Origin of the sequence: Streptomyces sp. NPDC088246 (assembly GCF_044741025.1) — a bacterium.
Classification (GTDB): domain Bacteria; phylum Actinomycetota; class Actinomycetes; order Streptomycetales; family Streptomycetaceae; genus Streptomyces.
Window position 1 is genome coordinate 1 of sequence record NZ_JBIURV010000035.1, and the last position, 25,393, is coordinate 25,393.

Consider the following 25,393-nt stretch of genomic DNA (forward strand, 5'->3'; position numbering starts at 1 on the left):
TCATCAGCGGTCAAGCGGTGCCCCGAAGCCCGGCGGCAACACCCCCCAGGTCATCGACTTCGACAGGGGGCACACAGCCATACCGGACCCGGGGGCCAGGCACCCCATTGCGGGGCCACGAAAACGGTAACGGGGGGATGGTGCCTGGATCGAGCCCTTCCACTGCCAGTATGCGTTCCGTCTCTGCTTGGTCCGGCTCCCGCAGCCACAGGTGAAGGTCGCCGCCGGTCTCCGGTACTTGGAGATATACGTTGGCGGTTATCTGCTCGGTCAGGCGCCGTGCCTCCGGGGCGTCCGTCTCCTGGTGCAGCCGGTCATTGTGCGGCAAAAGCTGTGACGCACCCGGCGTGAAGACGCGCAGCGCGCCGACAAGGCAGGTGCGGTCGTTCAGCCGCAGGAGGTTGGCACCTGTGGGCCACAATTCCTGGAGCAACAGCCAGCGCGCGGGCTCCTCAAGGTCGTGGTGAGCCTTCCCGTTCGTTGCTCTGCTGGATCATCGAGAGCAGCAGACGGGCCCAGGGGAGCTGCTTGTCCGGAGTGTCGGAGACCATCCCGCCGATCACCGCGAGCTTTCCCGTCCACCAGGCCGGTCGCTCGGCGCCGTGGGGTTGGTTGCGCCCAATCCAGCGCAGCCGGTCCTCGTCGAAGGCGTGGAGAAGATGGCGGATCTGGTCGCGCTCGGCCCGACTGGAGCAGAGCCCCTGGCGGAGGTTCGCGTAGTCGGGGGCAACCGGGCCGGTGATCTGGTGAAGGACGCCGTCTCGGGTGTCAACGTAGATGGCCATCCGACTCTCGGGTTGCCGGTACTCGTCGAGGTCACTGCTGAGCGGCGTGATTCATTTGACTTCATAGTCCAGCTCCGCCAGCGCTGTTCGGAGGTCCGCGAAGGTAGGCACGGGCGTGGGGCCGTGCTCGAGGCGGTGGCACTGCACGGTGAACCGGCAGCCCTGCCACGGTTCCTTCCCCGAGGGCCGCTCCCACGTGAACTCGACCAGACCGTAGTCGCGCCACATCAGGTCGCCCCGAAGGTTCTCCCCGTAGTCGCCGAGCCAGGCAGTGACCTGGTCGGGCGTGGAGCTGCAGTCCAGGCCGCGGACCGTGCTCCGGGCCACCACCTGGGCGAAGAAGGCGAGTTCGCTCATCCGAGCCGCCCGTTCCGTGGCTGTGACGGGTTCCTCAGCTGCAGGCTGGCGATTCGGTCCTCGACCGTACCGGGCCAGTGCGGGGTGGGCAGGCCGTCGTGGGTCATGTGCTCCCTGCGCCACAGGCGCGGCCACAGGTCCCGTTCTCGAGGGTGGAGGTAGTGCGGCTGGCCGCAGGCGCAGGAGCGCTGTACCGTTCCGCAGCTGCGGCACAGGTCGATGAACCCGTGGCCGGTTGAACGGGACACCGCGGGCAGGCCGCTGCCGCAGTCCGCGCAGCCGGGCAGTGCTTCGCCATTCGCCAGGCTGATTTGGCGGCGGACGAACTCGGGCAGGGCCAGGGCAGGATGGCCGAGCGGATCGAGCTGGATGCAGCTCTGCTGCCTGTGGCGGTGCCACCACGTGCCCGGGCGTCGGGGGCCCCGCTGACCGGCATGCTTCTCGCGTCGCCGCCGCTCGGCGTACCGGGCGTCCTCGGCCAGCCGGAGCAGGCGGGCCTCGTGGAGCTCGTTCACCGCACGTTCCAGAGACTCGAGATCGGCGTCGAGGTCGCGTGGCATCGCGGCGCTGACCGTCAGGTGGTGGTACGTGGCGCGGAAGCCGTATGGGGCGTACAGAGTGAGGCAGGCCCGCAGTGCCGCGTGGCGGCGCCGCACCGGAAGCGTGCAGTCAAGCACGAGCCGGCGGTGCGTCAGGAAGCTCGCCATCAGCTCAGCTTTCGCAGTGGTGCGGTGATTGCGAGCGACCGGTCGACCGCACTGACCAGTGCCTGCGCCGACTGGGGCGCGTGCTGCTCGGCCCATGCTGCGACCAGGAGGAGGAAGTCCGCGAGGTCCTGCTGGACCCCGGCGAGCAGCCGGGGGAGCTCGGTCCGGGCGACCTCGATCACGGGGCCCGGGTGCTCGCCGTTCGGGTGGAGCCGGACGGTGTCGCCGAGTTGTTCGGCCCACGGTGTCGGGTCGTGGCCGAGCCACAGCTCGCTTCCGTCGGCGATCTCCAGCCATCCGCGCCAGTCCTCCAGTCCGCAGCAGCAACCGGGCGTCAGCGTCGTGCCTGTGCCCGTGTCCTGGACGCGGAGCCCTCCAGGGGCGACGAACCTCTCCTCGTGCAGCAGTGAGCTGAGGAAGGCGTCGGCCGGGTCGGTCAGGTGGTCTTCGACCCGGCTGGAGTTGTAGCCGGCCATGGTGGCTATTGCCGTGCCGACCTGCTCATCGCTCAGCGTGCCGTTCAGTGGGGTGAGGTGGCGCGGCGGTTGCTCGGCAACCGGCCAGAACTCGAAGCCGGGGAGCGCGCCGGTCTCCAGCACGGGGCGTATGACGATCACCGGCCCAGTGTCGCGGACACCTGCCCCGGGCGCCGCCGAATATCAGCGCCACTGGTGGTTGGCTATGCAGGTGACAACGGAGAGCGTTTGTCGGCAGATACGGAGAGCGGCCGCTTCGTCCAGGACGCTCAAATGTTGCCGAGTTCCGAGTGGGCGTTTGATGTTGATTCGTGATGGGTATTTCGACCCGCTTTGCCGTATTTATCGCCAACGTGCACAGCCTGAAATGCTGGAAGCTCCGCGCTGGCGGGAATCTTCCGCCCCATTACCAAACCAGACGGAATCCAGTGCCGAGAAGCGGATTAAACGGGCACACGGGTCGGCGCCCGGAAGGCTGTGAAGGCGCACGTAAGGTGTGAGTCAACCCGAAGATCGCTGGCCGCAGGAGCGACTTAGCGCCACAATCCATCCCTAAACACCCACCCAGGAATCGGAAGGCGGCCTTTCGTGCGTCCGGGGGTGTGGTGGTCGCAGTGTGATCGCATGCCCGGGTTGGGGCTGGTTCGCGGTGAGTCGGCAGCATCCGACAGAGTCAGTGGCCCCCTGGTGTGGCTGAGCGCTGTAGGTGGCCAGTCTGAGCACTCTCGTTGGCCACTATCCGCTGTCGGCGTCGCTCGCGCTGCCCTCGACCGCCACCGTCGCCGTCGAGCTCGCCCCGACATCTGCCCTCCCGTCCACCGAGCCGCCCGCGCCGCCCTAATTCGGGGCCGTGCGGGGCGCGCGGCGTTTCATGTCCGCCGTGGCCGCGGGGAAAGGGGGGCTGATCGCCGTATTCGGCGTACCTGTGATCAGCGAAACCCACCCGTTCCGTTAGCATGTTCGAGCTCGCAACGACCACATTGAAATATGACAAAGCAGCTGAAAATTGATATCTACGGTAACGCGAATGTTTTCGCGAATAGACGGCAGAACTAGGTTCGCTGCATGGCGTCAACCACGCGTCATGCTGTGGGTCGCGGTGAGTGTGGCGGCCCTCGGATTCCTCATTGCGCTGGAGGTCGCCGCGCGTCGGTACGGCGAGCCGGGGCCGATCACCGACCAGGCGCGAGAGGTGATATTCGCCCCCAAATCGGGGACGGTGTTGTACGTCAGTATGGCGTTGATGATGGTGGTGCTCACCTGGCGGCAGCGGTTCATCGCGGCCGGCGCCGCGATCGGCATCGACGTCGTCTTCTGGCTCGTGCGGCGGGCGGTCGACGCCGAGATGATGTTCGGCAACGGTGCGTTGTGGGTGACTTTGGCCTGTGCCGTCATCGCTGTCACGCGCCGCACCGACCGGGACCGTGTCCTGCTGCTGAAAGGCGTCGGACTGGCCCTGCTGCTGGTGGCCGGCCGCAAGACCGGCTACACCTGGCTGCTGATCACGTCGAAGACCCGCCCGGCGGTGCTCGACCAGTACGTGGCAACCGCCGATCATGCGTTGGGTAACCCGTCGTGGCTGGTAGGCCGGATTGTCGCGGCTACCGGCACGGTCGGCGCCCACGTTCTCGACTGGGTCTACATTCAGCTCGCGGTGGCCGCGGTCGTCGTCGCGCTGTACCAGCTGCGCAACGTGGCGGTCGAGCGCCGCTTCCCGGGCCATCATCTGGTGCGTACCTTTCTGGTCATCGGCCTGCTCGGGCCCGGCATCTACATGATCTTCCCGGTCGTCGGACCGATCTTCGCCTACGGCGCGGACGGGGGGCACTGGGCGGTGGCCAACCTGTGGCCGGACACGCCGCCGCCGGTCAGTACCCCGCACCCGATGCTCTTCGACGAGATCACCCCGCGCAATTGCATGCCCAGTCTGCACACGGCGTGGGCTACCGCGATCTTCATTCATTCCCGCAAGGGCCCGCGGGCTCTGCGATTCGCAGGCGCGTTCTGGCTGATCGCCACGCTCGGCGCAACGCTGGGCTTCGGCTACCACTACGGCGCGGACATCGTCGCCGGCGTGGTGTTCACGCTCACGATCGAGACGGCGCTGCGCTCGCTCGACCGCGGCTGGGACCGGTCGGGAATCCAGCTGGTCGTCTACGGCGCCGCGGTCTTCGCTGGGCTCTTGGCGTCGTATCGCTATCTGTCGGTGGAGATGGCCGGACATCCGTGGGTGTTCGGGCCGCTGCTCATTCTGGCGATGACCTCAGTGGTCTACGGCTACGTACGGACCACCAAGCTGTGGGACCGGAAGGCCGCGTCGGCGTATCTGCCGGAACCGCGACGCGAACCGCAGCCCGAACTGGTTTGAGTCATGTTGCAGCGGGTCGTGGGCTGAGCGCCTCCCGGGTGGGGCCGGGAGTGTGGCTGAGCGCTGTGGTTGGCCAGTCTGAGCGCTCTCGTCGGCGACTGTCCGCTGTCGGCGACTGTCCGCTGTCGGCGACTGTCCGCTGTCGGCGTCGCTCGCGCTGCCTTCGGCATCGCGAGCGGTCGCCGTCGATGGAGGCCCGGACGCATGGGGCATGGGGCTGGTGGTGGGGACCCGTCCGGATGCTCCTGTTGCCGGCCTGTGTGAGGTCAGCGCGCGGCGGGCTCGGTCGCGGCCTGTTTCCGGGCCGGGATCAGGCGGGGGACGGGGTTCAGTTGAGCTGCCCTTGCTGAATCCCCCCTGCCTTGACCCCTTGAAAATGCGACAGAGGGGCACTCGGGGGCTTTTTTGGCGCCTTGCTGCGTAGAGTCCCAGGCACTATTTCTGGCGTGACCCTCCGCGGTCATCAGTCGCGCTGCGTCAGGCCGCCAGTCCCCGGTCTCCCGTCAGGTCCGACGTTGGCGATCTCGATGACAGTTGTCGCCGTTATGTGTCAACTGGAGTCGTCAGTCGCACGAGAGCAGGAACTGTGCCCCGGACGGGGTTCGGCCCGGCCACTGGAAGACCAGCCGGGAGGCGGGCTTGTCGAGCACGTCGCCGGGCGGCAGTTGGTCGTCGGGGGTACCGGCCGGGGAGACGGTCATCGGCGGGTAGCCGGTCTCGCGCACGTGCCGGTCCCAGTCCCGCACGCGCTCGGCCAACGGCTCGGCCAGATCTGCGGCGGCCGGGCCGTAGGCGTGGATGCAGAACTCGTAGCGACGGTCGGCGGGCGTCGGCGCGTCCTGGATCTCGATGTGGGTCAGGTAGGCGAGGGAGCCGTCCGCCACCATCGCGGCCGCGTTCTGCTGCGTGACCAGCGTGGAACCCTCCGGGGTGGCCAGGCGGCAGAACCCGGGCAGCGCGGTCGCGGCGTAGACCTGCAAGGTCTCGAAATTGAATACGCCGCGGACGACGAGGCCGGTGGTGACCTCGTGCCGGGGTCCGCGCGGCGCCCCTCGAGCCCGACGGTGTCGCCTGGAGCACCGTCTTCCCACCGCACGGTGACTTCGCCGTCGGCCAGAGGGACAGCGGGGGCGGTGCGGGCGGCGGCGCCGCAGTCCCGCACGAAACCGCAGTACGTCCAGTGCTCGGTGTGCAGCACGTCACCGCGCCGGACCAGAGTGAGGGAGCGGGTGTGGCCGCCCATCTCCAGCGGCACCACCAACCGCGCTCCGTCGGCGAGTTGCTCCCGCCAGGCCGGTGCGATGTCCGCCGCGTTGTGGGTGATGATCACGCCGTCGAACCCGTCCGCCGTGACGTGGCCGGGTGCGCCAAGGCCGCCGTCGCCGAGGACGGCGATGACTCGGCCGCTCCCTGCTTCCGCGCACAGCCGCTTCGTGCGGTGCACCACGTACGGGTCGACGCCCACGGTCACCACGCGCCCGCGCGGCCCGAGGGCATGCGCCAGGAGCTCTGTGTTGTACCCGCCAGATCCGAGAAGCCGACGGGTTCGCGGAATCTCGCGCGTCTCTGCGGATGAACCCGCGGGGGATATGTCAATCACGGCTGCTCCTGCAGTGGGTTCGGGCCGGGAATGGGCGCGCGTCGGCAAGGGGAAGAGGGGGAGGCGCGCTGGGCGTTGTCAGTGCAGTTGGCACAGCATGGCGGCGTAGATCGGGGCGTTCGGGAACGGCTGCTGGCTGCCGATGTCCCGCTGTCCCCAGGTCTGGTACAGCGTTTTACCTTGGGGTGCTCGGGATCGACGAGAAGCGTGACGCGCTCCTCGATGCGGCCGGTGAGGAATTCCTCGTGGATGCGCTGGGAGAGCCCGGTGCCCTGCCAGGGGGTGCGGACCTTCGTGGTGATCAAGGAACTCCTCGGCCACGCCCACATCGGCGTCACCGCCACCGTCTACGCCCACGTCCGACTCCGCCTCCAGCGCGACGCCATCGACATCCTCAGCACAGTCCTGCCAACGACGAGCCGGCCCACAACGACGGCGACGACCCACCGCCGTGCGGAGTCACCGTCCACTGACGTTGCCGTCAACTACTACCGTCAGACACCGCAGAAGCCCCGCCAGGACACGCACCTGACGGAGCTTCACTTTGCAGTGCAGAATGACACAGGAAGGTCGATGTCCCCCAGCGGAACGCCGACCTCATGCCACGTACGAGAAACTGGCGAGATCCACGGATAGATCCTCGCCCTTCCTTCAAGCGTTAAGAATTCACTTTCCCCCTCTTATCTTCCCGCAACAAGATCTGCACCTTTGACGGAAATTGTGGATCATCCACCATTACCGAGCAGATCACAGAGCCACGAAACCCCACAAATTGCATTCGAGCGTGGCCGTTAGGGTCGTGCAATACGAGCCACCCGGACGGGCATGGGAGTGACACCTCGAAGAGGTTCGCAGGAAGCATCGCAGGAGGAGCCGATCTCCATACCTCGCATTCGACAGGACCGTCAACGCTGGCCTGAACGCCGAAGATGAGTGAACTGCCCTCTCGATACCAGCTGCTCGACGCCGGATCCCAGTCGCTGACGTCATCGTCACTTCCCGCATCCCGCAAGATTAGGCATCCGTGCTCGATTTTTGCCAGGAATGCAACCACAGGGCTATTAGCTACCATTCCTTCTTGCTCTTTTCTTGGGAAAGTTGTGAGACGACCCCGCCCTGTCTCCTGGCACACGGCAGGCAGTGAGGATATGCCGTCTGAGGAGATCCGGGAGAGACAAGACCAGACGGCGGCTGGTGATCTGGGATCCAGTCACCTTCCTTGGTGCCGGGGGGTCGTAGCACCGCAGGTGTGGCAGCCGTGCGCGTTTCCTGATTGGTTGATCAGATCTCGAACGCCATCTGCTTCAATGTCACCGTTCTCCAGGGCTACCCCCTCTCGGGCATTCGGACCAGCACCCAGCGTCAGATCGCACTTCTGACCTGGCGTTGCATTGTGAACGAGTACCGGCGTGGCCCCTGCCAGCACATAGTACGTATGCAGGTCGTCGACAGTGAGGTTGTGGACTCGCTTGTGCTGGGTCCACGCGCGGACGTTGTCCACCTGGGTGTATGAGCCGCTGCCGGTCTGCAACAGCGTGCCGGGGGTGACCTCCTTGGCGTACACCCACTTGCCGAGTTCGGGTGCCCAGAACGGATGGTTGTCCGTGGAGACGACCTTGCCCGTGTGGCCGCCGCGGTTGGTGACGCTGATTTCGACGAGGTTCTTCTGGCCTTCTCCGGTGATGAGCGCGGTGACGGTGCGCGGGCCGGTCTTGCCGGTGGCGGGGTCGGTGGCGGTGACCTTGTCGCCGACGCGCACCTGTTCGATGGCCTTGTGGTTGCCGTCGGCCATCACGACCAGGGTGTCCGGGGTGAAGCTGTTGCAGGTCCCTGCCCCGTTGTCGGCGGCCTTGGGGGCGGATCCGCTGTCGGCCGGTTTTGGTGCGGGAGGGCTGTCTGCCGCCTTCGGTACGGGAGCGCTTTCGGCTGCTTTGGCCGTCTTCGCCGCGTCGGCGGCGTTGTTGGCGTTCTTAGCGGCCTGTGCGGCGTCGAGTGCCCTGTTGCCGTACTTGGCGGCGTTCGCCGCGTAGCCCGCGCCGGGGATGGCTGAGGCGGCGGAGAGGCCGGCGTTGACGTAGTCGCCTTCCGTGGCGTACCAGCCCGCGTTGGCCAGGTCGGCGGGCTCGCCGACGACCGGGACCATGCCGACGACGTCGAGGGTGGTGTGGCCGATCGTCTTCCAGGACGGCATCTTCGGCCACTTGCCGGTCGGGTCGGTGAGCATGACCGGGTTGTTGTGGGTGTAGGTGTAGGCGGCGAGGTTGCGTGGCTCGCTGATGCCGCCTGCCATGTCCCCGTCGAGGTAATCGGGCAGTGCCGGGTCGGTGCTCGCCCAGAGCTGGGTCCGTGGGTTGTAGTAGCGGGCTCCGTAGTAGTAGAGCCCGGTCTCTGCGTCGAGTTCCTTGCCGGTGAACTGGTAGGGAGTGTCCGCTTGTCCGGTCCGTTCCTCCACCCAGGTTTCCCCGTACGGGAAGTACTCCAGGTGCTCGGTGACCTTGCCCTGTTTGTCGGTGACGTAGCCGGAGGAGCCGATGTGGTCGGCGTGGAAGAACTGCTGGGCGTCCTCGGGACCGGTGGTCGCGACGGTTTTGGTCGTCACGCGGCTGTCGCCGACGAAGATGTGCTTGTAGCCGGTGGTGTCGCGTTCGCTGTAGTAGCGGTTCGGGTATAGCGAGAGCCCGTCTTCGCTCCGCTTGACGAGGCGGTCGCCCTTGTCGTCGTAGACGTAGGAGACGGTGGCGCCGGCGCAGCCGTTCGGGTCCTGTGTGAGGGTGCCGGTCGCTGTGTCCTGGTTGCAGACGAGGCGGTTCTCCTCGTCCCACACGTACTGCCTGCGCTTGTCGGAGACGGCTGTGTTGACCGTGCCTGTCAGGTTGCCGTTGGCGTCGTAGACATGGCTGATCGGACCGACCTTGCTCGGGGCGTGCGGCTTGGCGCCGTCGTAGGCGTACGTGTAGTCGTAGGTGGTCCGGTCCTGGACGTCGCCCGGGTTGGACGGGTCCTCGACCGGTTCGATCGGCCCGGCTCCGCCGCCTTTGACCGGGAAGGCCGGGCTGCCGCCGGTGACCTCGTGGGTCTGCGACTTGCTCGTGGTGTTGTGGATCGAGTCGTAGCCCAGGCTCAGTGTGTACTTGTTGACCGCGTTGTTCTTGTCCGTGTACTGACCGGACGCGGAGGTGAGCCGGTACTGGTCGTCGTATCCGTAGGTCTGGCTGCTCGGACCGCCGATGTCCCCGCCCTGCGGCGCGTTGTTCGCCAGCGAGGTGAAGTTGCCGATCTTGTCGTAGGTGTAGCCCAGGTTCTGGAACGCGGTTCCACCCGGCGCCACGGACTTGAGTGCTCCGAGTCGGCGGTCCTCGCTGTCGTAGGTGTAGGTGGTGCGCACCTCGTTGCCGGTCTGCTGAAGGATCTTCTGCCCGAATTTGTCGTAGTCGAGCCGGTCCAGGTACGTGTAGCCGGTGCCGTTCTTGGATCCGGTGGCCCGGCTGACCTGGCCGCCCGAGTCGTAGTCGTAGGTCAGGACCTCGCCGTCGGGGTAGGTCATCTGCAGCACGCGGTTGAAGGCGTCGTAGCGCCAGGCGGTGGTGTAGGTGCGCGGGGCGTCGCGGACCGCGGTGATCGTGCGGGTCTCCTTGACCACCTCGCCCAGCGCCCCGTAGGTGCGCTTCACCGTTCCTGCTGCGTCGTGGACCTCGGTGACGCGCGAGGCCGCGTTGTCCGGTGCGCCGGGGGCGCCGTACTCGTAGGAGACGTTGTTGTCCGGGAACGTCGGGTAGCGGATGGCCTTCAGCCGCGAGTACTCGTAGTCGTACTCGATGGCCTTGTCCGCAGCCCGCAGGTTCGCGGTGATCTTCGATGTGACGTTCCCGGCGAGGTCGTAGCGGGTCTCGGAGCGCCCGGCGTCCGGGCTGTCGAACGAGGTGCGGCGTCCCAGTGCGTCGTAGCCGGCGCGCGTGATGTTGTTCTTGTCGTCGGTGATCGTCGTGACCTGACCTGTGGGGTCGTACCCGTAGCCGGTCCAGATCTCCGAGGAGCCGTTGAACTCCTTCACCGAGGTGGTGGCCCCTCGGACGTCGGTGTAGGTGCGGCGCTCCTTGCCGTTGCCGTCGGTCACCGTCTGCTCGAAGCGGGTCGTGCCCGACCGGTCCTCGCCGAAGCCGTATCCGGTGCTGGTGGTGACGCCGTCTGGTTGCACGGTCCTGACCGACCGGTCCAGGACGTCGAAGGTGTCCTTCGTGGGTGTCACGGTGTCGAAGGATGCGTTGAACGTGGTGTTCGCGGCTCCCTTGTTCTCGGTCACCGGGTAGTACTTCTCCACGGTGCGGCCGAGGGAGTCGAACTTCAGCCTGCCGGAGACCGTCATCACCTGGGTGGGCGTGGCCCCGGGCGAGGCGGACACCGAGGCGTCCTTCTTGGTCTGCAGTGCGCGCTTGAGGCCGTCGCTGAAGGTGACGGTGTCGATGGTGTCGTCGCGTACGCCTGAGGCGGCGCGGTCGAGGTGCTTGGTCGTGGCGTACGGGACGGTCGCCTCGGGGTGGTAGCCGAAGGTGATGGTGGCCTGGTCGCCGTCCTTCTCGTAGGGTCCGGTCACCTTGTCGAGTCGGCCGACGCTGTCGTAGGACATCCGGAGCGGCTGGTTGTTGTGGTCGGTGTTCCGCTCGGGCTGGCCGTATTTGAGGTTGTACGCCGTGGACGAGCGGTAGCCGAAGCTGTCCTCGATGGACTCGACGTGTACGCCGACGGTGGTGTCGTAGCCGTACTCGAGTTTGTAGCGCTGCCCTTTTGCGTTCGCCGGGCCGGTCACCGATTTCAGGTTCCCGTCCGGGTGGTACGTCAGGTCGGAGACGGCCGGGGTGTCGTCGTCGAGGTATTCGCGGGTCTGGCGCACGGCGCCGGTCGCGCAGTCGACGGTGGATTCGCGGTGGCGTAGGAGTGTGCCGGTGGCGGCGGCCTTTTGCCGTATCGCGTTGGCGATGCCGACGAGGTGGTGGTCGCGGCACTGCGTGTCGGAGCCGCTGTACGCGAAGGTGGTCTCCAGGTCGTCCGCGGTGCCCTCGTCGCCCGCGTCGAAGGTGCGGGTGACGTTGCCGTAGTCGTCGTAGGAGAGGTCGGTGAATGTGGACTTTTCTGCTGTGGCCGCGCCTTCGTAGTGCTTGTCCTCGACGCGGGTGAGGTGCGGGAAGACGGTGGCAGTCCGGCTCTTCGGGTCGGCGTTCGTGTCCGTGGAGGTGTCGAGCAGCCGGTAGGTGTTGAGTGTCTCGCGGTACGGGCGGCCGGCGTCGTCCTCGGTCAGCGTGCGGGTGAGCAGGCCGCGGCTCACGTACCCGTCGGTGCGGTACTCGTCGGTCACCGTGCGGCGCACGGCGTCGTCCGTACCGGTGTTGCGGTCCTCGGTCACGACGCGGCCGAAGCCGAGGAACTCGCGCTCCGCCCGTTCGTAGCGGCCCTTCTCGTAGCGGAAGGTGGTCAGGCGTGTGTCGGCGCCGTCGCCCTCGAGCCCGTCGAACACGGCGGTGCGGGACAGCACCCAGCGGCTGTCCGGCATGGCGGCGGTGTTGCCCGACCGGGTGTAACCCAGGTCGATGCGGGCGCCCATCGGGCGGCTGACCGAGCGCAGCAGGTTGGTGCGGCCGCTCTTGTTGACCGCGACGAGCAGTTCGTTGTCCTGGGTCGACTTGACGTGGTCGGCCAGGCCGTCGCCGTTGATGTCGCGCAGCGCCACCTCGGCCCGGCCGATGCTGGTGGATGCGTCCACACCAGGGTTGAACACGATGTGGCCGGCGCCGACAGGGAAGCCGAAGGTGAAGTACGCGCCGCCGCCGAGGGTGGCGTTCTTGTCCACCGCGATGTCGCTGAACGCGCCGCGCAACGGTGTCGGTGCGGTGAAGCCGGCACCGGTGTTGATCGCGACCTTCACGGGGTTGGCGCCGTCGGTGAATACGCGGTCGGTCAGGCCGTCGCCGTTGACGTCGGCCAGTGTGGCGTTGGTCTTCGAGGTCCCCAGTGTCGCGGAGACCCCGCCCGCGAAGCCGTAGTTGTCGAGGTTGAAGCCCAGGTTGACGCCGGTGTTGCGGGTGGAGGCGTCGTTGACGGGCCCCCCGCCCCACGGTTCGCGGGGCGCGAAACTGTAGCCGAGGTTCAGCTGGGCCTCGCCGTTGGCGTACACCTTGTCCGGGAGGCTGTCGCCGTTGATGTCGGTGAGGTCGAACTTGGCGTCGGACTCGCCGCCGCCGAGGTTGCCGCCGATGCCCAGCGAGGGCATCTCGACGCCGGTGCGGGCGGTGGTGGCCGAGGCGTCGCCGGAGGGCGCGTCGGTGCCGCCTGCGGTGGCCAGGGTGCGGACCGGGCTGCCCGCGCTGAGCGACACGCCGCCGGAAATGGAGTCCGACTCGCGCACGTTGCCGCCGAGCGTGCCGCGGGTGGCGCCGAGGCCGCCGTCCATGTCGGAGTACTGGATCTCCTTGGCGCCGACGACGTCCGGGAAGCGGTCACCGTTGAGGTCGAGGAAGTCGACCTCGCTCGCGGTGGTGCCGATGGCGCCGCTGCCGCCGAACGGGCCGAGCGTCAGCGTGGTGGAGATCTGCTGGGTGCGGCCGCGCCGGATCAGGCCGGTCGACCCGGCGATGTCGGCGTCGGTGATGATGTCGACGGTGTCCAGGCCGAGCCGGGAACTGGCCGCGGCCGATGCGCCGGCCCACGTACTGTCGTCGGAGGCGACCCACCGGCCCGTGCCGGGCTGCGGGGCGAACACGGTGATCCGCGGGGTGGGCACCTTCGGGTCCGCGGTGAACGTGGCCAGGTCGGCCGCGGCCGGTGCCTTCGGGAGCGCGTCCTTGTAGCTCTGGTCGAGCACCAGCTCGGTCTGTGCGATGGGGCGGGTGGCCCTTTCGCGGTTGCCCTGGTAGCCGATCACGCCCCAGCCGCGGTACGGCTGGGCGAACGCGCCCTGGTCGGCGGGCGAGTGCATCGCGCTCGGCACCTGCCGGAAGTCCGAGCCGTCGTAGCTGACCTTGACCGTCTGCGTGTTGAGGAGGCCGACGAGCTTGGTGTTGGTCGTGGTCAGGTCGAAGAACAGCTCGTCGCCCTGGGTGACCGGCACGTTCAAGCGGGTCATGGACGCGGGCAAGCCCGCGCCGAGCCGCAGTTCGATCGTCCGCTTGCCGAGCAGTGCATTGCGCTTCTTGACCGTGAGGAAGATCGTCGCGTTCTCGGAGTTCGGCTTCAGCTGGATGTCCGGCTCGACGATGAGCGTGCCGGTGCGCGTGGCAGTGTAGGAACCCTGCGGCCCGGTCAGAGAGTTCACCGGGTACAGGTTCAGCTCGTACGGCGGGTTGACCACCACCGTCGGGTTACCTGCGGAGTCGACGACGGATTCGACGCCGTCGGCCTGGGTGTAGTGCGCCTTCGGCGTCCAGCGCAGCGCGTTCGCGTCGATCGGGGAGTCCACCAGCAGCTTCCACGAAAGCCGCTCGCGCGCGGCCACCTGGACGCTGAGGTTGATCGGTGTCGTGCCGGTGGATGCCGCGGGCAGGACCTTGCGGATCAGCTCTTTGGTGACCGGGTTGCCCAGGAAGTCGGTCTTCTCGTGCGTGATCAGCACGGTCACGCTGTCCGAGGTCGCCGTGGTCTTCACCAGGTCGCCGGTGATCTTCAGTGTGCTGGTCAGCGGCGCGGTGACCACGGACGGGCGTCCGGCCAGGGTGAAGTCGTTCTTCGCGTCGAAGACCGTGCTGCTCTGGCCGTTGGCGTCGGTGCCCGCGGGCATGCCGACATAGCTGACCCTCGGGTCCCACGCCACGGTGTCGTACTTGCCGTCCAGAACGGACTGCACGCGGAAGTACACGGCTTCGCCCTTGCGCACCTGCACCGAGTTCACCCCGGTCGGGGCGAACTCGACGTAGTCGTCCGGCCCGATCCGCTGCGCCCACAATTCGGTGTCGTTGTGCTGGATGGTGACGCGGACGCCGTCGGCCTTCTCGTACTCCGCGCGCTGCGGGCTGGTGTCCTTTTCCAGCCGCACCCCGCCCTCGATCCGTATGGTGCCGTCGTAGGGTGCCACCCAGCGGCGCACGCTGTCCATCAGCGGAGAGTTGTCCACCGCGCGTTCGAAAGCCGCGGTCTGGTCGCCCACGATCGTGCCCGTCGCGGCGCCCGATCCCACTGGGGCCTCGGTGCCGGCGCTGTCGGCGCTGTAGGTCGGTTTGCCGTCGGCGTCCAGGCGCCCGTAGAGCACCCCGCCGTTGTTGACCAGGTCGGCGATGCCGTCGGCGTTGACGTCGCTGAAGTAGCGGTCGGACGTCGTCGTGGTCGACACATAGTCGAGCTGGCCGTTGACGCCGGCATACGCCTCGATGCCCGCGGTGCCCGACAGGGTGGTCTCCCGGGAGATGCCGGGCAGCCCGGTGAGCTTGACCGGGGTGTCCCCGAACTTCGGCTGCCCGGACGGGCCGGACAGGTTCGGCCGGTAGAACACCTCGCCGTTCTTGCGGAACACCTTGTCCGGCAGGTTGTCGCCGTTGACGTCCTGCAGCGCCAGGAGGCCGTCGGACACCCCGGCGTTCACGCCGACCTTCACTCCGGCCGACCCGGACTTGACCGGCGCGACCGGGTTGTAGCCGACGTAGAGATGCCCGCCCGCGCCGACCGACGTGCTCGACGACAGAGCGCTCGCCTCACCCTCCCGGATGTTGACGCCGAGGTCGTCGTCGGGGACCGTCCAGCCCGCGGCGGCCTCGAACGCGGTGTAGGCGCCCGACTTGTCCCGCACGTCGTCGAAGTAGTCGAACAGGTGGGTGTTGAACACCCGGTTGTCCTCACCGAACTGCGACACCGACTGCAGCAGCGTCTTGGCGAACGCGCCGGTTTGGTAGTTGAGTTCGTAGGCGCGGATCAGCGTGTCGTCGAGCTTGATCTCGACCCGGCGCAGCAGGTCCGCGGTAACCCGCTTGAAGCCGTACCGCGCGTCGATCTGGACGTCGCCGCGTCGAGGCTCGTCCCGGTCGCGGTCCCGGAGGAAGGTGACCGAGTAGCGGCCCTCGGTTTCGCCGTGCCCGGTGTAGGTGATGCGCTTCGGGTAGAGCGCGCGGCCCGGGACGGTGGCGTTCGCGACCCCGCCGTCGTCGACCCGGACGTGGTGGTAGCGCAGCAGGTTGTCGTGCCCGTCGCGTACCTCGCGCGCCGCCCACAGCGCGATGTTGCCGGCGGCGTCGGCGAGCGTGGTGTCCTGCGCCCCGCCGTACACGGTGCGCAGGCCCTGCCTGTCGGTGACCTCCCACCAGTAGTTCGACGGCTTGTCGCCGTGCCGGACGATCCGGTCGAACCGGCCCTCGACGCGGGAGTGGAAGACCTTCTCCGCGGAACGCGCCTGGAGTGCGCCGCGGTGCACCACCGGGGTGAGCTGTTCCCCGTTCAGCAGGTACGACTCGGTTTCCTTCGCACCGTCGTAGCGCGGCACGCCCCACCGGGTGTCCACCGTGATCGACGGGGTGCTCATGTCCCAGCCGACGCCGGTCCAACCGTTGCCGCCCGCCGAGTTGTAGGCGAGCGAAAGGTCGGGTTGCAGGCCCCCGCGCCCCTTGGGCACCTCGAGCGGGTACGTCAGCCGCGCGTCGCCGGCGCTGTTCGCCGTAGGGGCCTCGATCAGGTTCACCCCGGCGCCGGGATCGGCCGCCTTGATGTCCTTGATCTGGTTCGGGTTGAACGACGTGCCCTCCGGCCCCTCCGGCCCCGTGGCCGCCGCCCCCGCGTCCGGCCCCGCCGCGACGTTGCGGAACGGCTCGGTCGAAGTCAGCCCGATCATGGCGAGCGCCATGATCAGGACGAAGATCACGCCGGTCCGACCGCGGAACACGCCGTTCCGACCGCGGAGCACACGCTGGACATTCATCGAAGATCCCCCCACACCGTCCGACATCCCCAGAGCACGCGTCCCCGGCGACCGCGACTCCCTGCGCTCCCGAACCGTATTTGCGAGCCAGCTCACTCGCACAGGCTTTCTCCACAAGGCCTGACCCGTACGGTTACGATCCGACAACGGGCGTCCTCACCGGAGTGCTGACCGGTGGTGAATACCAGTGCACCGACCCGGGACCGACTCCGCCGGCCGCGCCCGGATTCGGGCCACACACGCGTCAGACGGCATGGTGAGAGGCCGTCAAAAGCGAACTCACTACCCCGGCAGCCCTCTCCTTTCCCTACCCTCGTCCCCGGCATGGCAGCGCCTCGACACACTCATTCGCACACCGCGGGACACGTGACCCGATGCGCCGGACGGTTCCGGCTACGCCTGGAATTCAGTCAGTGCGCCGCGAACTGACGAGGCATCTTGACGCTCGTTTTGATGGGCCGTCAGGACCTTGGATCGCGGGTCAGATGGTTTGCCGTCCCCGCGGCAATGGGCGGTACGGCCTGAGCCGGGTCACTGCACTGGAGGCCCGGTTCATCGCCCCACCCCAATCGAGCACATCGATATTGGCCGACCGGACAGATCCCACCGCGGCGCAGCTCACGATGCTGGGCAGATGCGTCGACTGGAGGTGTCCGCCGTGACAGAACACCGCGCCGTGGTGAATCGAACCACTGGGCAGGAGGACGGTGCCCGGCCCGAGAGCCGGGAACGAGAGCGTGCGGCCGCGATGATCGCAGACGTCGAGCGGCTGGTGCGCTGCGAGTCCCCCTCGGACGACCTGGCCGCGGTCGCCCGCAGCGCCGAGCTGGTGGCCCGGATCGGCGCCGGTCACCTCGGGGCCGAGGCGGAGCGGGTAGTCATCGACGGATGCACGCATGTGCGGTGGCGCTTCGGCCGGACCCCGCGCGTGCTGCTCATCGGGCATCACGACACGGTGTGGCCGGTCGGGTCGTTGAAGAGCCATCCGTTCGAGGTTCGCGACGGAGTGCTGCGCGGACCCGGTTGCTTCGACATGAAGGCCGGCCTGGTGATGGCGTTCCACGCCTTGGCGGACCTGATCGGCACGGGGGCACGGACGAGTGTGTCCGGCCCCGGGGCCGCGCATCCGTTGGACGGTGTCACCCTCCTCATCACCGGTGACGAGGAGCCGGGTTCGCCCTCGTCCCGGGAGCTCATCGAGGGCGAGGCCCGCTCCCATGCTGCCGCGCTCGTACTGGAGGCCGCAGGACCGGGTGGGGCCCTGAAGACGGAACGCAAAGGGGTGTCGCGCTACGAGGTGCTGGTTCGAGGACGTGCCGCCCACTCCGGCCTTGAGCCGGAGCGTGGCGTGAACGCGACGATCGAGGCCGCCCACCAGATCCTGGCCGTGGCCGCACTGGGCGATGCGGCACACGGTACGACTGTCACGCCGACCCGCCTGGAGGCGGGCACCACGAGCAACACCGTCCCCGCCTCGGCACGCTTCGACGTCGATGTCCGCACACGGGACGTGGCAGAGCAGCACCGTGTGGACCGAGCGATGCGCGACCTGCGGGCCCGGCTGGCCGGCGCAGCCGTGGAGGTCACAGGTGGTCCGAACCGGCCGCCCTTGCAGGCCACCGCATCGAAGGATCTTTTTGCGCGGGCGCGCCGGCTCGCGACGGACCTCGGGCTCGGCCCGCTCACGCAGGTGGCCGTCGGCGGCGCCTCCGACGGAAATCTCGCCGCGGGAGTCGGCACCCCCACCCTCGACGGCCTGGGAGCGGTGGGCGGCGGCGCGCATGCCGACGACGAACATCTGCTCGTCGCGGAGCTGCCGCGGCGGACCCGACTGCTCACCGCGTTGGTGGCCGACCTCCTGGCACCGCAGGACGGCTGTCCGCCCGGACGAAGCGGAAGCCCGCATCCTGTGCCCTCGAACCAGCTGCGCGAAGATCGGGGTTGAAACCATGACCTGCGTGACCGATCTCCTGCGCGACCGCACCGAATCCCCGCCCGTCGACGCGGCGTACGCCGCGGCCGAGACCGCCGCGCGCGTCGCGGGCATCGACGTCCGTTCCCTGGACAGTGTCAGTGAGCTTGAGGCCGTTCGGCGCCTGTACGAGCAGATCTGGCGCACCGGCGAGAACAGTCCGGTGGTGACCGCCGACCTGCTGCGTGCGCTGGCGAAGGCGGGCAGTTACGTCAGCGGCGCCTTTGTGGGGGACGAACTGGTCGGCTCCTGCTTCGGGTTCTTCTCCCCCCCGGCGCGCGCGACCCTGCACAGCCACATCGCAGGGGTGCTGCCCCACGTGCGGCGGCGCAACGTCGGATTCGCCCTGAAACTGCACCAGCGGGCCTGGACGCTGGCGCGGGGTGTGGGCGAGATCTGCTGGACGTACGACCCCTTGGTGCGCCGCAACGCGTACTTCAACATCGCCAAGCTGGCTGCCGAGCCTGCCGAGTACCTGCCGGACTTCTACGGCCCCATCGACGACGGGATCAACCGCAGCGACGACAGCGACCGGATTCTGGTGCGGTGGCGTCTGGCGTCCCCGGAGGCCGAGTCGGTCTGCGCCGGGCGGCCCAGACGGGCCGACGCGGAAGTCGCCCGGTCGCGCGGAGCGACCGTCGCCCTCGGAGTCTCCGCCACGGGCGCGCCGTCGGTGGGGCGCACCGGCGGCAACGCACGCACCGTACTGGTGGCCGTACCCGAAGACATCGAGGCACTGCGCGAGAGCGACCCGGCGTGCGCCGTGAGCTGGCGCACGGCGGTACGGGACGTGCTGGGCGGACTGCTCGCCGACGGCGCGCGGGTGCGCGGCTTCGACCCGGCGGGCTGGTACGTCGTGGACCGCGGAAGCCCGACGCAGGTCGCCGGCGGCACGCGCCGGCACGGAACACACCACAACGAAGCGCCACAGGAGACAGCGTGAAGGTCACCGGAGTCGAACTGCGCACCATCAAGGCACCCCTCGTATCCCCGTTCCGTACCTCGTTCGGCACCGAGACCGTGCGGGAGGCCCTCCTGGTGCGCGTCGTCACCGACGAGGCCGAGGGTTGGGGCGAGTGCGGCGCGGGCACCGCTCCTCAGTACTCGTCGCAGTACACGCACGCCGCCGCGGACGTCCTCCGCCGCTTCCTGGTCCCGGCGCTCGTCGGGGTGGCCGACCTCGACGCCCACCGGGTCGCCCCGGCTCTGGCCGCGTTCAAGGGGCACCGCATGGCCAAGGCCGCCCTGGAGACGGCGGTGCTGGACGCGGACCTCCGGGCCCGGGGAGTGCCCCTCGCACACGCCCTCGGCGCGGTCCGCGACAGAGTGCCGTGCGGGGTGTCGGTGGGGATCACGGAGTCGATCCCCGCGCTCCTCGACGCCGTCGCCGGATATCTGGACGCCGGCTATCTGCGGATCAAGCTGAAGATCGAACCCGGCTGGGACATCGAGCCCGTGCGCGCCGTCCGCGAACGGTTCGGCGACATCCTGCTGCAGGTGGACGCCAACGCCGCCTATCACCGCGGCGACGTCCGCCATCTGGCCCGGCTCGACCCGTTCGCCCTCCTGATGCTGGAGCAGCCTCTCGCGGAGGACGACCTCCTCGGCCACGCGCAACTCGCGAAGCGCATCACCACCCCGATCTGCCTCGACGAGTCGATCGTCTCCGCCCGCGCCGCCGCCGACGCGCTCGCGCTCGGCGCCTGCCACGTGGTCAACATCAAGCCGGGCCGCGTCGGCGGCTATCTGGAGGCGCGGCGGATCCACGACGTCTGCGCGGCGCACGGCATCCCCGTCTGGTGCGGCGGCATGCTCGAGACGGGACTGGGCCGCGCCGCCAACGTGGCGCTTGCCGCACTGCCCGGGTTCGTGCTGCCCGGCGACACCTCGGCCTCCGACCGCTACTACCGGACCGACATCACCGCGCCGTTCCACCTCGTGGACGGACACCTCGCCGTGCCGACCGGGCCGGGCCTCGGCGTCACCCCCGTCCCGGAGGTGCTGGACGAGGTGACGGACTCGACGACCTGGGTGCCCGTCCCCTGAGGCCCGCACCGCACCGCGCCGGCCCGTTCGTCCGTGTGGACGAACGGGCTGGCATCATTACGTCATGCGCGACCAACTCCGATGCCGGTGGGCCGGGCTAGTTTCGGCCCCGTGCTCATTCCCGTGACCAGCCTTCCGCGAGCGAGCCTCGCGCGTGTCCTGGAGGAACTCGGTTCCACCCTGCTCGATGTGGTCTGCGGTGACGTAGAACGCGCCGACGGCATCGGCGGCGTCGTCATCCACGACCCACTCGACGAGCCGGAACTCCCGGACAACGCACTGGTACTGGGCGTAGCCCTGCACGACCTCTCCGACATCGCCCGAGTCGTCACCCGCCTCGGGCAGCGCGGCGCCGCCGCCCTGGTGGTACGCGCGCCCCTCACCGCCGACGAGGCGCTGATCGACGCGGCCGAGGCGTCGGGCGTGGCCGTGCTCTCCTTCGCCCGCGGCGCCTCCTGGACGCACCTGGCGGCGATGCTCCGGACGCTGACGACCGACAGCAACCGGCATGCCATGGATGGTCACACGGCCGGCCGGATCGAGTCCGGCGACCTCTTCGCGGTCGCCAACGCGATTGCCGCGCTGCTGGACGCGCCCGTCACCATCGAGGACCGCAACTCGCGCCTGCTGGCTTTCTCCAGCCGGCAGGAGGACATCGACACCTCACGGGTCCAGACGATCCTGGGCCGGCAGGTCCCCGAGCACTACACGCGCATCCTTGAGGAACGCGGGGTGTTCCAGGCGATCTACCGCAGCGACCGCCCCGTCTTCGTCGCGTCTCTCCCCGAGTCGGCCGACACGACACAGCCGCCCGAACTGCCGCGTGCGGCGATCGCCGTGCGCGCCGGGGACGAGATCCTCGGCGCGATCTGGGTGGTCGTCGCCGAGCCGCTGAGCGAGGACCGCAGCGAAGCGCTCTACGAGGCGTCCAAGCTGGTCGCGATGCACATGGTGTGGCAGCGCGCGGACGCGGACATGGAAAGGCGGCAGCGCGCGGAGCTGCTGGCCACCGCACTGGAGAGCGGCGCTGGATCACCCGAGGCGATCCGCCGCCTCGGCCTGAAGGACGAGCCCGCCGTCGTTCTCGCACTCACCGTCGTCGACGCGGCGAATGAACACCGGCTGCCCGCCCGTACCGCCACCGAACGCAAACGCCTCACTGACGCGTTTGCCATGCATCTGGCCGCGGTGCACCCGCGCGCCACCGCGGCGCTGATCGGTGACATCGCGTACGGCATCCTGCCCCTTCTTCCGCAGAACCGGCACGATGCCGAGGAACGGGCGGCCCGCATCGCCACCGAGTTCCTGGCCCGCGTGGGCTCCCGGCTGCGCCCCGTGATCGGCGTAGGGCCGTACGCCGAGGACAGTGCGGCGCTGGCCCGGTCGCGTACCGGAGCCGAACGGGCGTCGCGCGTCCTGCGGTCGGGAACCGCCGGGCAGCCGGTCGCCCGCCTGGACGACGTCCACGTCGAGGCACTGCTGCTGGAGCTCGCCGACCTCGTCCCGCGCGGGGACCTGCCCAGCGGCGTCGTCGCACGCGTCATCGCCTACGACGAGATCCACGAGACCAACCTGGCTGAGACGCTGCGGAGTTGGCTCGACGCCTTCGGCGATGTCGCTACGGCCGCCGCCTCGATGTTCGTGCACCCCAACACGTTCCGCTACCGGCTTCGGCGCGCGGCGGAGGTCGGCCGGATCGACCTCGGTGATCCGTCCGCACGTCTCTCGGCCATGCTGCAGCTGCACCTGATGTCGCTCAGGTCCGCCCCGGACGGCGGATGAGCGGACAGGCCGTCCCGCCCGCTCATCCGGAAGCTTCCTGACGGCCCAGACCGAGTGTCCTGATCAGAAAGGCCAGCCACTCGGCGTCCTGTGCGGTCGCGACCTCGTACGACGTCGCCGCGCCATGCCCGGCGTTGTCGAAGACGTGCAGGAGGATCGGCGCGTCCCCTTCCTGTGCCGCCTGCAGGCGGGCGGCGAACTTGCGCGCATGCCAGGGAGGACACCGCGGATCGGTCGCCCCGGCCTGAAGATAGACCGCCGGGAAGACGCCGGGCCCGGCCAACTGGTAGGGCGAGAGCCGCAGCAGCCGCCGTACTTCCGCAGGATCGTCCGGATCCGCCCACGCCTTGCGGATGACGAAGTCCAGATAGGGATCGCGGGTGCCCCCGATGAGGTCGAGGAGCGGCGCCATCGGCAGCACGGCACACCACAGCTCGGGGCGCGTCGTGAGGGCGACCCCGCACATGAGACCGCCGTCGGAGCCACCGGTCAGCGCGAGCCGCTCGGGTGTGGTGAGCCCTGTGGCGATGAGGTGCTCGGCGACGGCGACGAGGTCGCGGTCGCGCACGTGCTTGCGTTCCCGGTGCGCGGCCAGGTACCAGTCGCGGCCGAACTCGCCGCCCCCGCGCAGATGCGCCTGTACGAGCACGCCGCCGGCCGCGACGAAGGCGGCCATCTCGGGCTGGTACTGCGGCAGCAGAGGCACGTTCGCCGCTCCGTACGCGGAGATCAGCGTGGGCGCGGGCTGCGTCGGGTCGCTGCCCGCCGGTCGCACCACGTGGTAAGGGATCTCCACGCCGTCGAGTGCGACGGCCCGCTCGAACGTCACGTCGGCGTCGAGGGTGACCGCCGGGGCCGACAGCGTCTCGACGTCCGCCTCTCCCGGACGGTGCCGATAGACGCCCCAGGAGCTGGTCAGGGTGGAGAAGGCGAAGACGAAGTCGTCCGGGGGAGAGCCCACGGCCAGGCCGGTCAGGGCGAAGAACGGCGCGGAGAGCGCCCCCTGCCCGGGCAGCGGAACCTCCCCGGTGACGGCGCCGGAGCGGTCGAGGATCCGTACCCGGGCGCACGTCTGGTCGAACTCACTGAGGTACAGATGGTCACCGACCGGAGACAAGGACCGCAGCACCGTCTCGCCCTGTGGTACCAACTCCGTCCACGAGGCAGGGTCGTCGGGTCCGGCGGCGTCCAGCGGGAGCGCAACCACGCGCCCGCGTGGTGCCGCTACATCGGTCACCGCGATGTAGCGGTCGCCGACGATGTGTCCGGCGACGGTCCCGGCGCAGTCGGTGACGAAGGGACGCCAGGGGGTGGCGGGCCGGGACAGATCGCGTACGGCGACCGGAACAGGACTGCCCACCCGGTGACTTGCGACGGCCCAGCGGCCGTCGGCCGAGAACTGCACGAGTGTGTACTCCTGGGAGCCCTCACCGACCGGGATCGGTTCCACCACGGTGCTGCCCGCGCTGTCCCGCGTGGCGAGCCGGTGACGGTACACGGCCTGCCGGAACTCATGCGGCGAACCGGTCAGGGCGAGGAAGAAGAAGCCGCTGCTGTCGGGCAGCCACGACACGCCACCGGCCCACGCGCTGTGCAGGACCTGCCGCGGCGCGCCGTCCAGTACGCGCCCCGAGTCCACCTCGATGAGCCGGACCGTGTTGTGCTCGCTGCCGTCGGTGCAGACGCCGAGGGCCAGTACGCGACCGTTCGGCGACGGCGCGAGCCACGACAGGAACGCGGGGTTCTGCCCGTCGCCGAACGCGGTCAGGTCGACCACCGGTCGGCCCGCGCCGAACGGCCGGTCGGCGACGACCACGCTGGGCGCCGCCGCACCGGGTGCGTTCACGGCGCGGAACCAGCGGCCCGCCGCGAACCTCGGCAGTGCCGGGCGGGACCCGGCATCGTAGGTCTCGATCAGCTTCCTTACGGCCGCAGGGTCCTGCCCGTCGTAGGCGATCGAAGTGGCGAGTTCGGCCTGTCGGCGCTGCCACCGCTGTACCTCGTCGGTCTCCGGCTCCAGCCACCGGTACGGGTCCGGCACCCGGACGCCCGCGACGTCCTCGAAGGCGTCGACGGTCCGCGCGGGCGGATACGGCGGAGGGCTGCTGTTCACTGTGACTCCGACTCCTCGGTGTCCCGGAGACCGTCGAGGTCTCCGGGACGCATGGACTGATCTGCTGGTGCATCCGCATCCGGGGCCGCCTCGAAGCCCGCTCGCGCGGCCGCGGCGAACTCGGCACGCAGCCGCTCGAACGCCCCGGGGATCCGGTTCACCTGCCGGACGTGGAGCAGTGCGTCGTAGGCAGCCGGGAAGTCGTCGACGGGGTCGAGCTCCCCACCGGCGAGCGTCCCCTCGACGCCGTCGAAGAACCCGGCGGGCGCGCGGCGCGGATCGAGGAGGGTCACCTCCGGGCCGAGACGGTCGAGCCGCGATTCGACGGACTCCGGCGTCAGGGTCCGCGCACCGAGCGTGACGTCGCAGTCGAACGGACGCGACGACCGCTGGGTGAAGGTGACTTCGGGCCCGGAGCCGTACGTCATCCCGATGACGACGAGGTCCGCTCCCAGCTCCGAGGAGAGCAGACCGCCCAGGGTCGGCCGACCGTGCAGCGGTGTACGGCGGACGTGTGCGTTGTGGGCGCTCACCACGATGCGCCGTTCCCGGCGCAGGATCCACTCCACGCTGCGCGCCATGAACGCCTCCCGCGGATAGGGACCCTCCGCGGAGGTCCCGTTCTCGTCGGCCTCGGCGACGAAGGCTTCGAGCGAGGCCGCGCACCGCAGGGCGATCTCGGCGTCCTCGTCGTCCGGGCCGCTGTGCCGGCGGGAGCGGAGTGCGCGCTCGTCCAGTCCGCGAAGGCCGTCGAGCAGCCGGGCACGGTCCGAGGAGGACATCGCCGCGTAACGGACCGCCGCCTGCGACCGGTCGCCCAGATCGCTCAGTCGCAGCAACTCCTCGTCGCCCGGGCGTGCGGGCAGCCGGTCGAGGCAGGCACGGACCGCCGGGCCGGGGGAGGTGGACGAGCCGGGCAGGTCCATTCCGTAGAAGGCGACCTTCGCCGACCCGCCGGAGTTGCGCCGACGCATCCAGCGCAGTTGCCTCCGCATCGGCTCGCACTCGCCGAAGCGGTAGGTGACGCCGTCCCGGGCGACGGTCTCGACCCGTCCCGGCCCGCCGCCGATCCACTCGTCGACGGCCAGCCCCTCGGCGAAACCGGACTCCAGGACCAGCCCGGTGAACCCGCACTCCCGGACCAGGAACCGGAACAGCAGGTCCCTGAGCCCGTAGAACTCCGTGATGTTGTGCGCGCCCTCGCCGAGCGCCACCACCCGTGCTCCGCCGATCAGTCGACGCAGCGCAGCCATGTCCGCAGACGTGTCGTGGAACGTATCCATGACGGCTCACCACCTTCC

15 protein-coding genes and 1 pseudogene are annotated in these 25,393 nt (G+C 69.1%); 7 read left to right on the forward strand and 9 right to left on the reverse strand.

The genetic code is table 11. The features are described 5' to 3' along the window. Nucleotides 1–452: 452 nt before the first annotated feature. Genes ACIPEK_RS34570 through ACIPEK_RS34585 form a run of 4 tightly spaced genes read right to left on the reverse strand, consistent with a single transcriptional unit; the run spans nucleotide 453 to nucleotide 2,466 of the window. Nucleotides 453–785, reverse strand: coding sequence for a hypothetical protein (locus ACIPEK_RS34570; RefSeq protein WP_402004426.1), 333 nt, complete (start codon nucleotides 783–785; stop codon nucleotides 453–455). Nucleotides 786–836: 51 nt separating this feature from the next. Then, a complete protein-coding gene (locus ACIPEK_RS34575) occupies nucleotides 837–1,142 on the reverse strand; it encodes a hypothetical protein (RefSeq protein WP_402004429.1) in 306 nt (101 codons plus the stop codon). Further along, the gene (locus tag ACIPEK_RS34580; RefSeq protein WP_402004432.1) at nucleotides 1,139–1,849 is read right to left on the reverse strand and encodes a hypothetical protein; all 711 of its coding nucleotides are present in this window, start codon (nucleotides 1,847–1,849) and stop codon (nucleotides 1,139–1,141) included. The genes ACIPEK_RS34575 and ACIPEK_RS34580 overlap by 4 nt, the downstream gene beginning before the upstream one ends. Then, entirely contained in the window at nucleotides 1,849–2,466 is a 618-nt protein-coding gene (locus ACIPEK_RS34585) for a hypothetical protein (RefSeq protein WP_402004435.1), read from the reverse strand. The genes ACIPEK_RS34580 and ACIPEK_RS34585 overlap by 1 nt, the downstream gene beginning before the upstream one ends. Before the next feature lie 565 nt (nucleotides 2,467–3,031). On the opposite strand from ACIPEK_RS34585, the gene ACIPEK_RS34590 reads away from it, so the two are divergent. Together ACIPEK_RS34590 and ACIPEK_RS34595 are read left to right on the forward strand one after the other, a co-directional pair. Continuing rightward, a complete protein-coding gene (locus ACIPEK_RS34590) occupies nucleotides 3,032–3,166 on the forward strand; it encodes a hypothetical protein (protein ID WP_402004437.1) in 135 nt (44 codons plus the stop codon). Nucleotides 3,167–3,352: 186 nt separating this feature from the next. Beyond that, complete coding sequence (locus ACIPEK_RS34595) at nucleotides 3,353–4,693, forward strand: phosphatase PAP2 family protein (protein ID WP_402004440.1); 1,341 nt, start codon at nucleotides 3,353–3,355, stop codon at nucleotides 4,691–4,693. A 563-nt stretch (nucleotides 4,694–5,256) separates the two neighbouring features. Here ACIPEK_RS34595 and ACIPEK_RS34600 read toward each other — a convergent pair. Beyond that, nucleotides 5,257–5,673 (reverse strand): hypothetical protein, encoded by a 417-nt coding sequence (locus ACIPEK_RS34600; protein WP_402004564.1) that lies wholly within the window; start codon nucleotides 5,671–5,673, stop codon nucleotides 5,257–5,259. 269 nt (nucleotides 5,674–5,942) lie between these two features. After that, nucleotides 5,943–6,293, reverse strand: a pseudogene (locus ACIPEK_RS34605) (hypothetical protein); the annotation flags it as partial. A 249-nt stretch (nucleotides 6,294–6,542) separates the two neighbouring features. Between ACIPEK_RS34605 and ACIPEK_RS34610 the strand changes: the two are divergent. Beyond that, entirely contained in the window at nucleotides 6,543–6,929 is a 387-nt protein-coding gene (locus ACIPEK_RS34610; RefSeq protein WP_402004443.1) for a hypothetical protein, read from the forward strand. A 574-nt stretch (nucleotides 6,930–7,503) separates the two neighbouring features. On the opposite strand, the gene ACIPEK_RS34615 is transcribed toward ACIPEK_RS34610, so the two are convergent. Then, nucleotides 7,504–16,179, reverse strand: coding sequence for a SpvB/TcaC N-terminal domain-containing protein (locus tag ACIPEK_RS34615; RefSeq protein ID WP_402004446.1), 8,676 nt, complete (start codon nucleotides 16,177–16,179; stop codon nucleotides 7,504–7,506). 748 nt (nucleotides 16,180–16,927) lie between these two features. Between ACIPEK_RS34615 and ACIPEK_RS34620 the strand changes: the two genes are divergently transcribed. The 4 genes from ACIPEK_RS34620 to ACIPEK_RS34635 all read left to right on the forward strand — a co-directional run bounded on the left by ACIPEK_RS34620 (nucleotide 16,928) and on the right by ACIPEK_RS34635 (nucleotide 21,979). Continuing rightward, complete coding sequence (locus ACIPEK_RS34620) at nucleotides 16,928–18,124, forward strand: M20 family metallopeptidase (protein ID WP_402004555.1); 1,197 nt, start codon at nucleotides 16,928–16,930, stop codon at nucleotides 18,122–18,124. A 13-nt stretch (nucleotides 18,125–18,137) separates the two neighbouring features. Further along, nucleotides 18,138–19,094 (forward strand): GNAT family N-acetyltransferase, encoded by a 957-nt coding sequence (locus ACIPEK_RS34625; RefSeq protein WP_402004449.1) that lies wholly within the window; start codon nucleotides 18,138–18,140, stop codon nucleotides 19,092–19,094. Beyond that, nucleotides 19,091–20,197: an o-succinylbenzoate synthase gene (gene menC, locus ACIPEK_RS34630; protein ID WP_402004452.1), complete on the forward strand. Its 1,107-nt coding sequence runs from the start codon at nucleotides 19,091–19,093 to the stop codon at nucleotides 20,195–20,197. The genes ACIPEK_RS34625 and menC overlap by 4 nt, the downstream gene beginning before the upstream one ends. Nucleotides 20,198–20,308: 111 nt before the next feature. Further along, entirely contained in the window at nucleotides 20,309–21,979 is a 1,671-nt protein-coding gene (locus ACIPEK_RS34635) for a PucR family transcriptional regulator (protein ID WP_402004455.1), read from the forward strand. 22 nt (nucleotides 21,980–22,001) lie between these two features. On the opposite strand, the gene ACIPEK_RS34640 is transcribed toward ACIPEK_RS34635, so the two are convergent. Together ACIPEK_RS34640 and ACIPEK_RS34645 are read right to left on the reverse strand one after the other, a co-directional pair. Next, complete coding sequence (locus ACIPEK_RS34640) at nucleotides 22,002–24,092, reverse strand: prolyl oligopeptidase family serine peptidase (protein WP_402004458.1); 2,091 nt, start codon at nucleotides 24,090–24,092, stop codon at nucleotides 22,002–22,004. After that, nucleotides 24,089–25,375 (reverse strand): erythromycin esterase family protein, encoded by a 1,287-nt coding sequence (locus ACIPEK_RS34645; RefSeq protein ID WP_402004461.1) that lies wholly within the window; start codon nucleotides 25,373–25,375, stop codon nucleotides 24,089–24,091. The genes ACIPEK_RS34640 and ACIPEK_RS34645 overlap by 4 nt, the downstream gene beginning before the upstream one ends. Nucleotides 25,376–25,393: the final 18 nt, after the last annotated feature.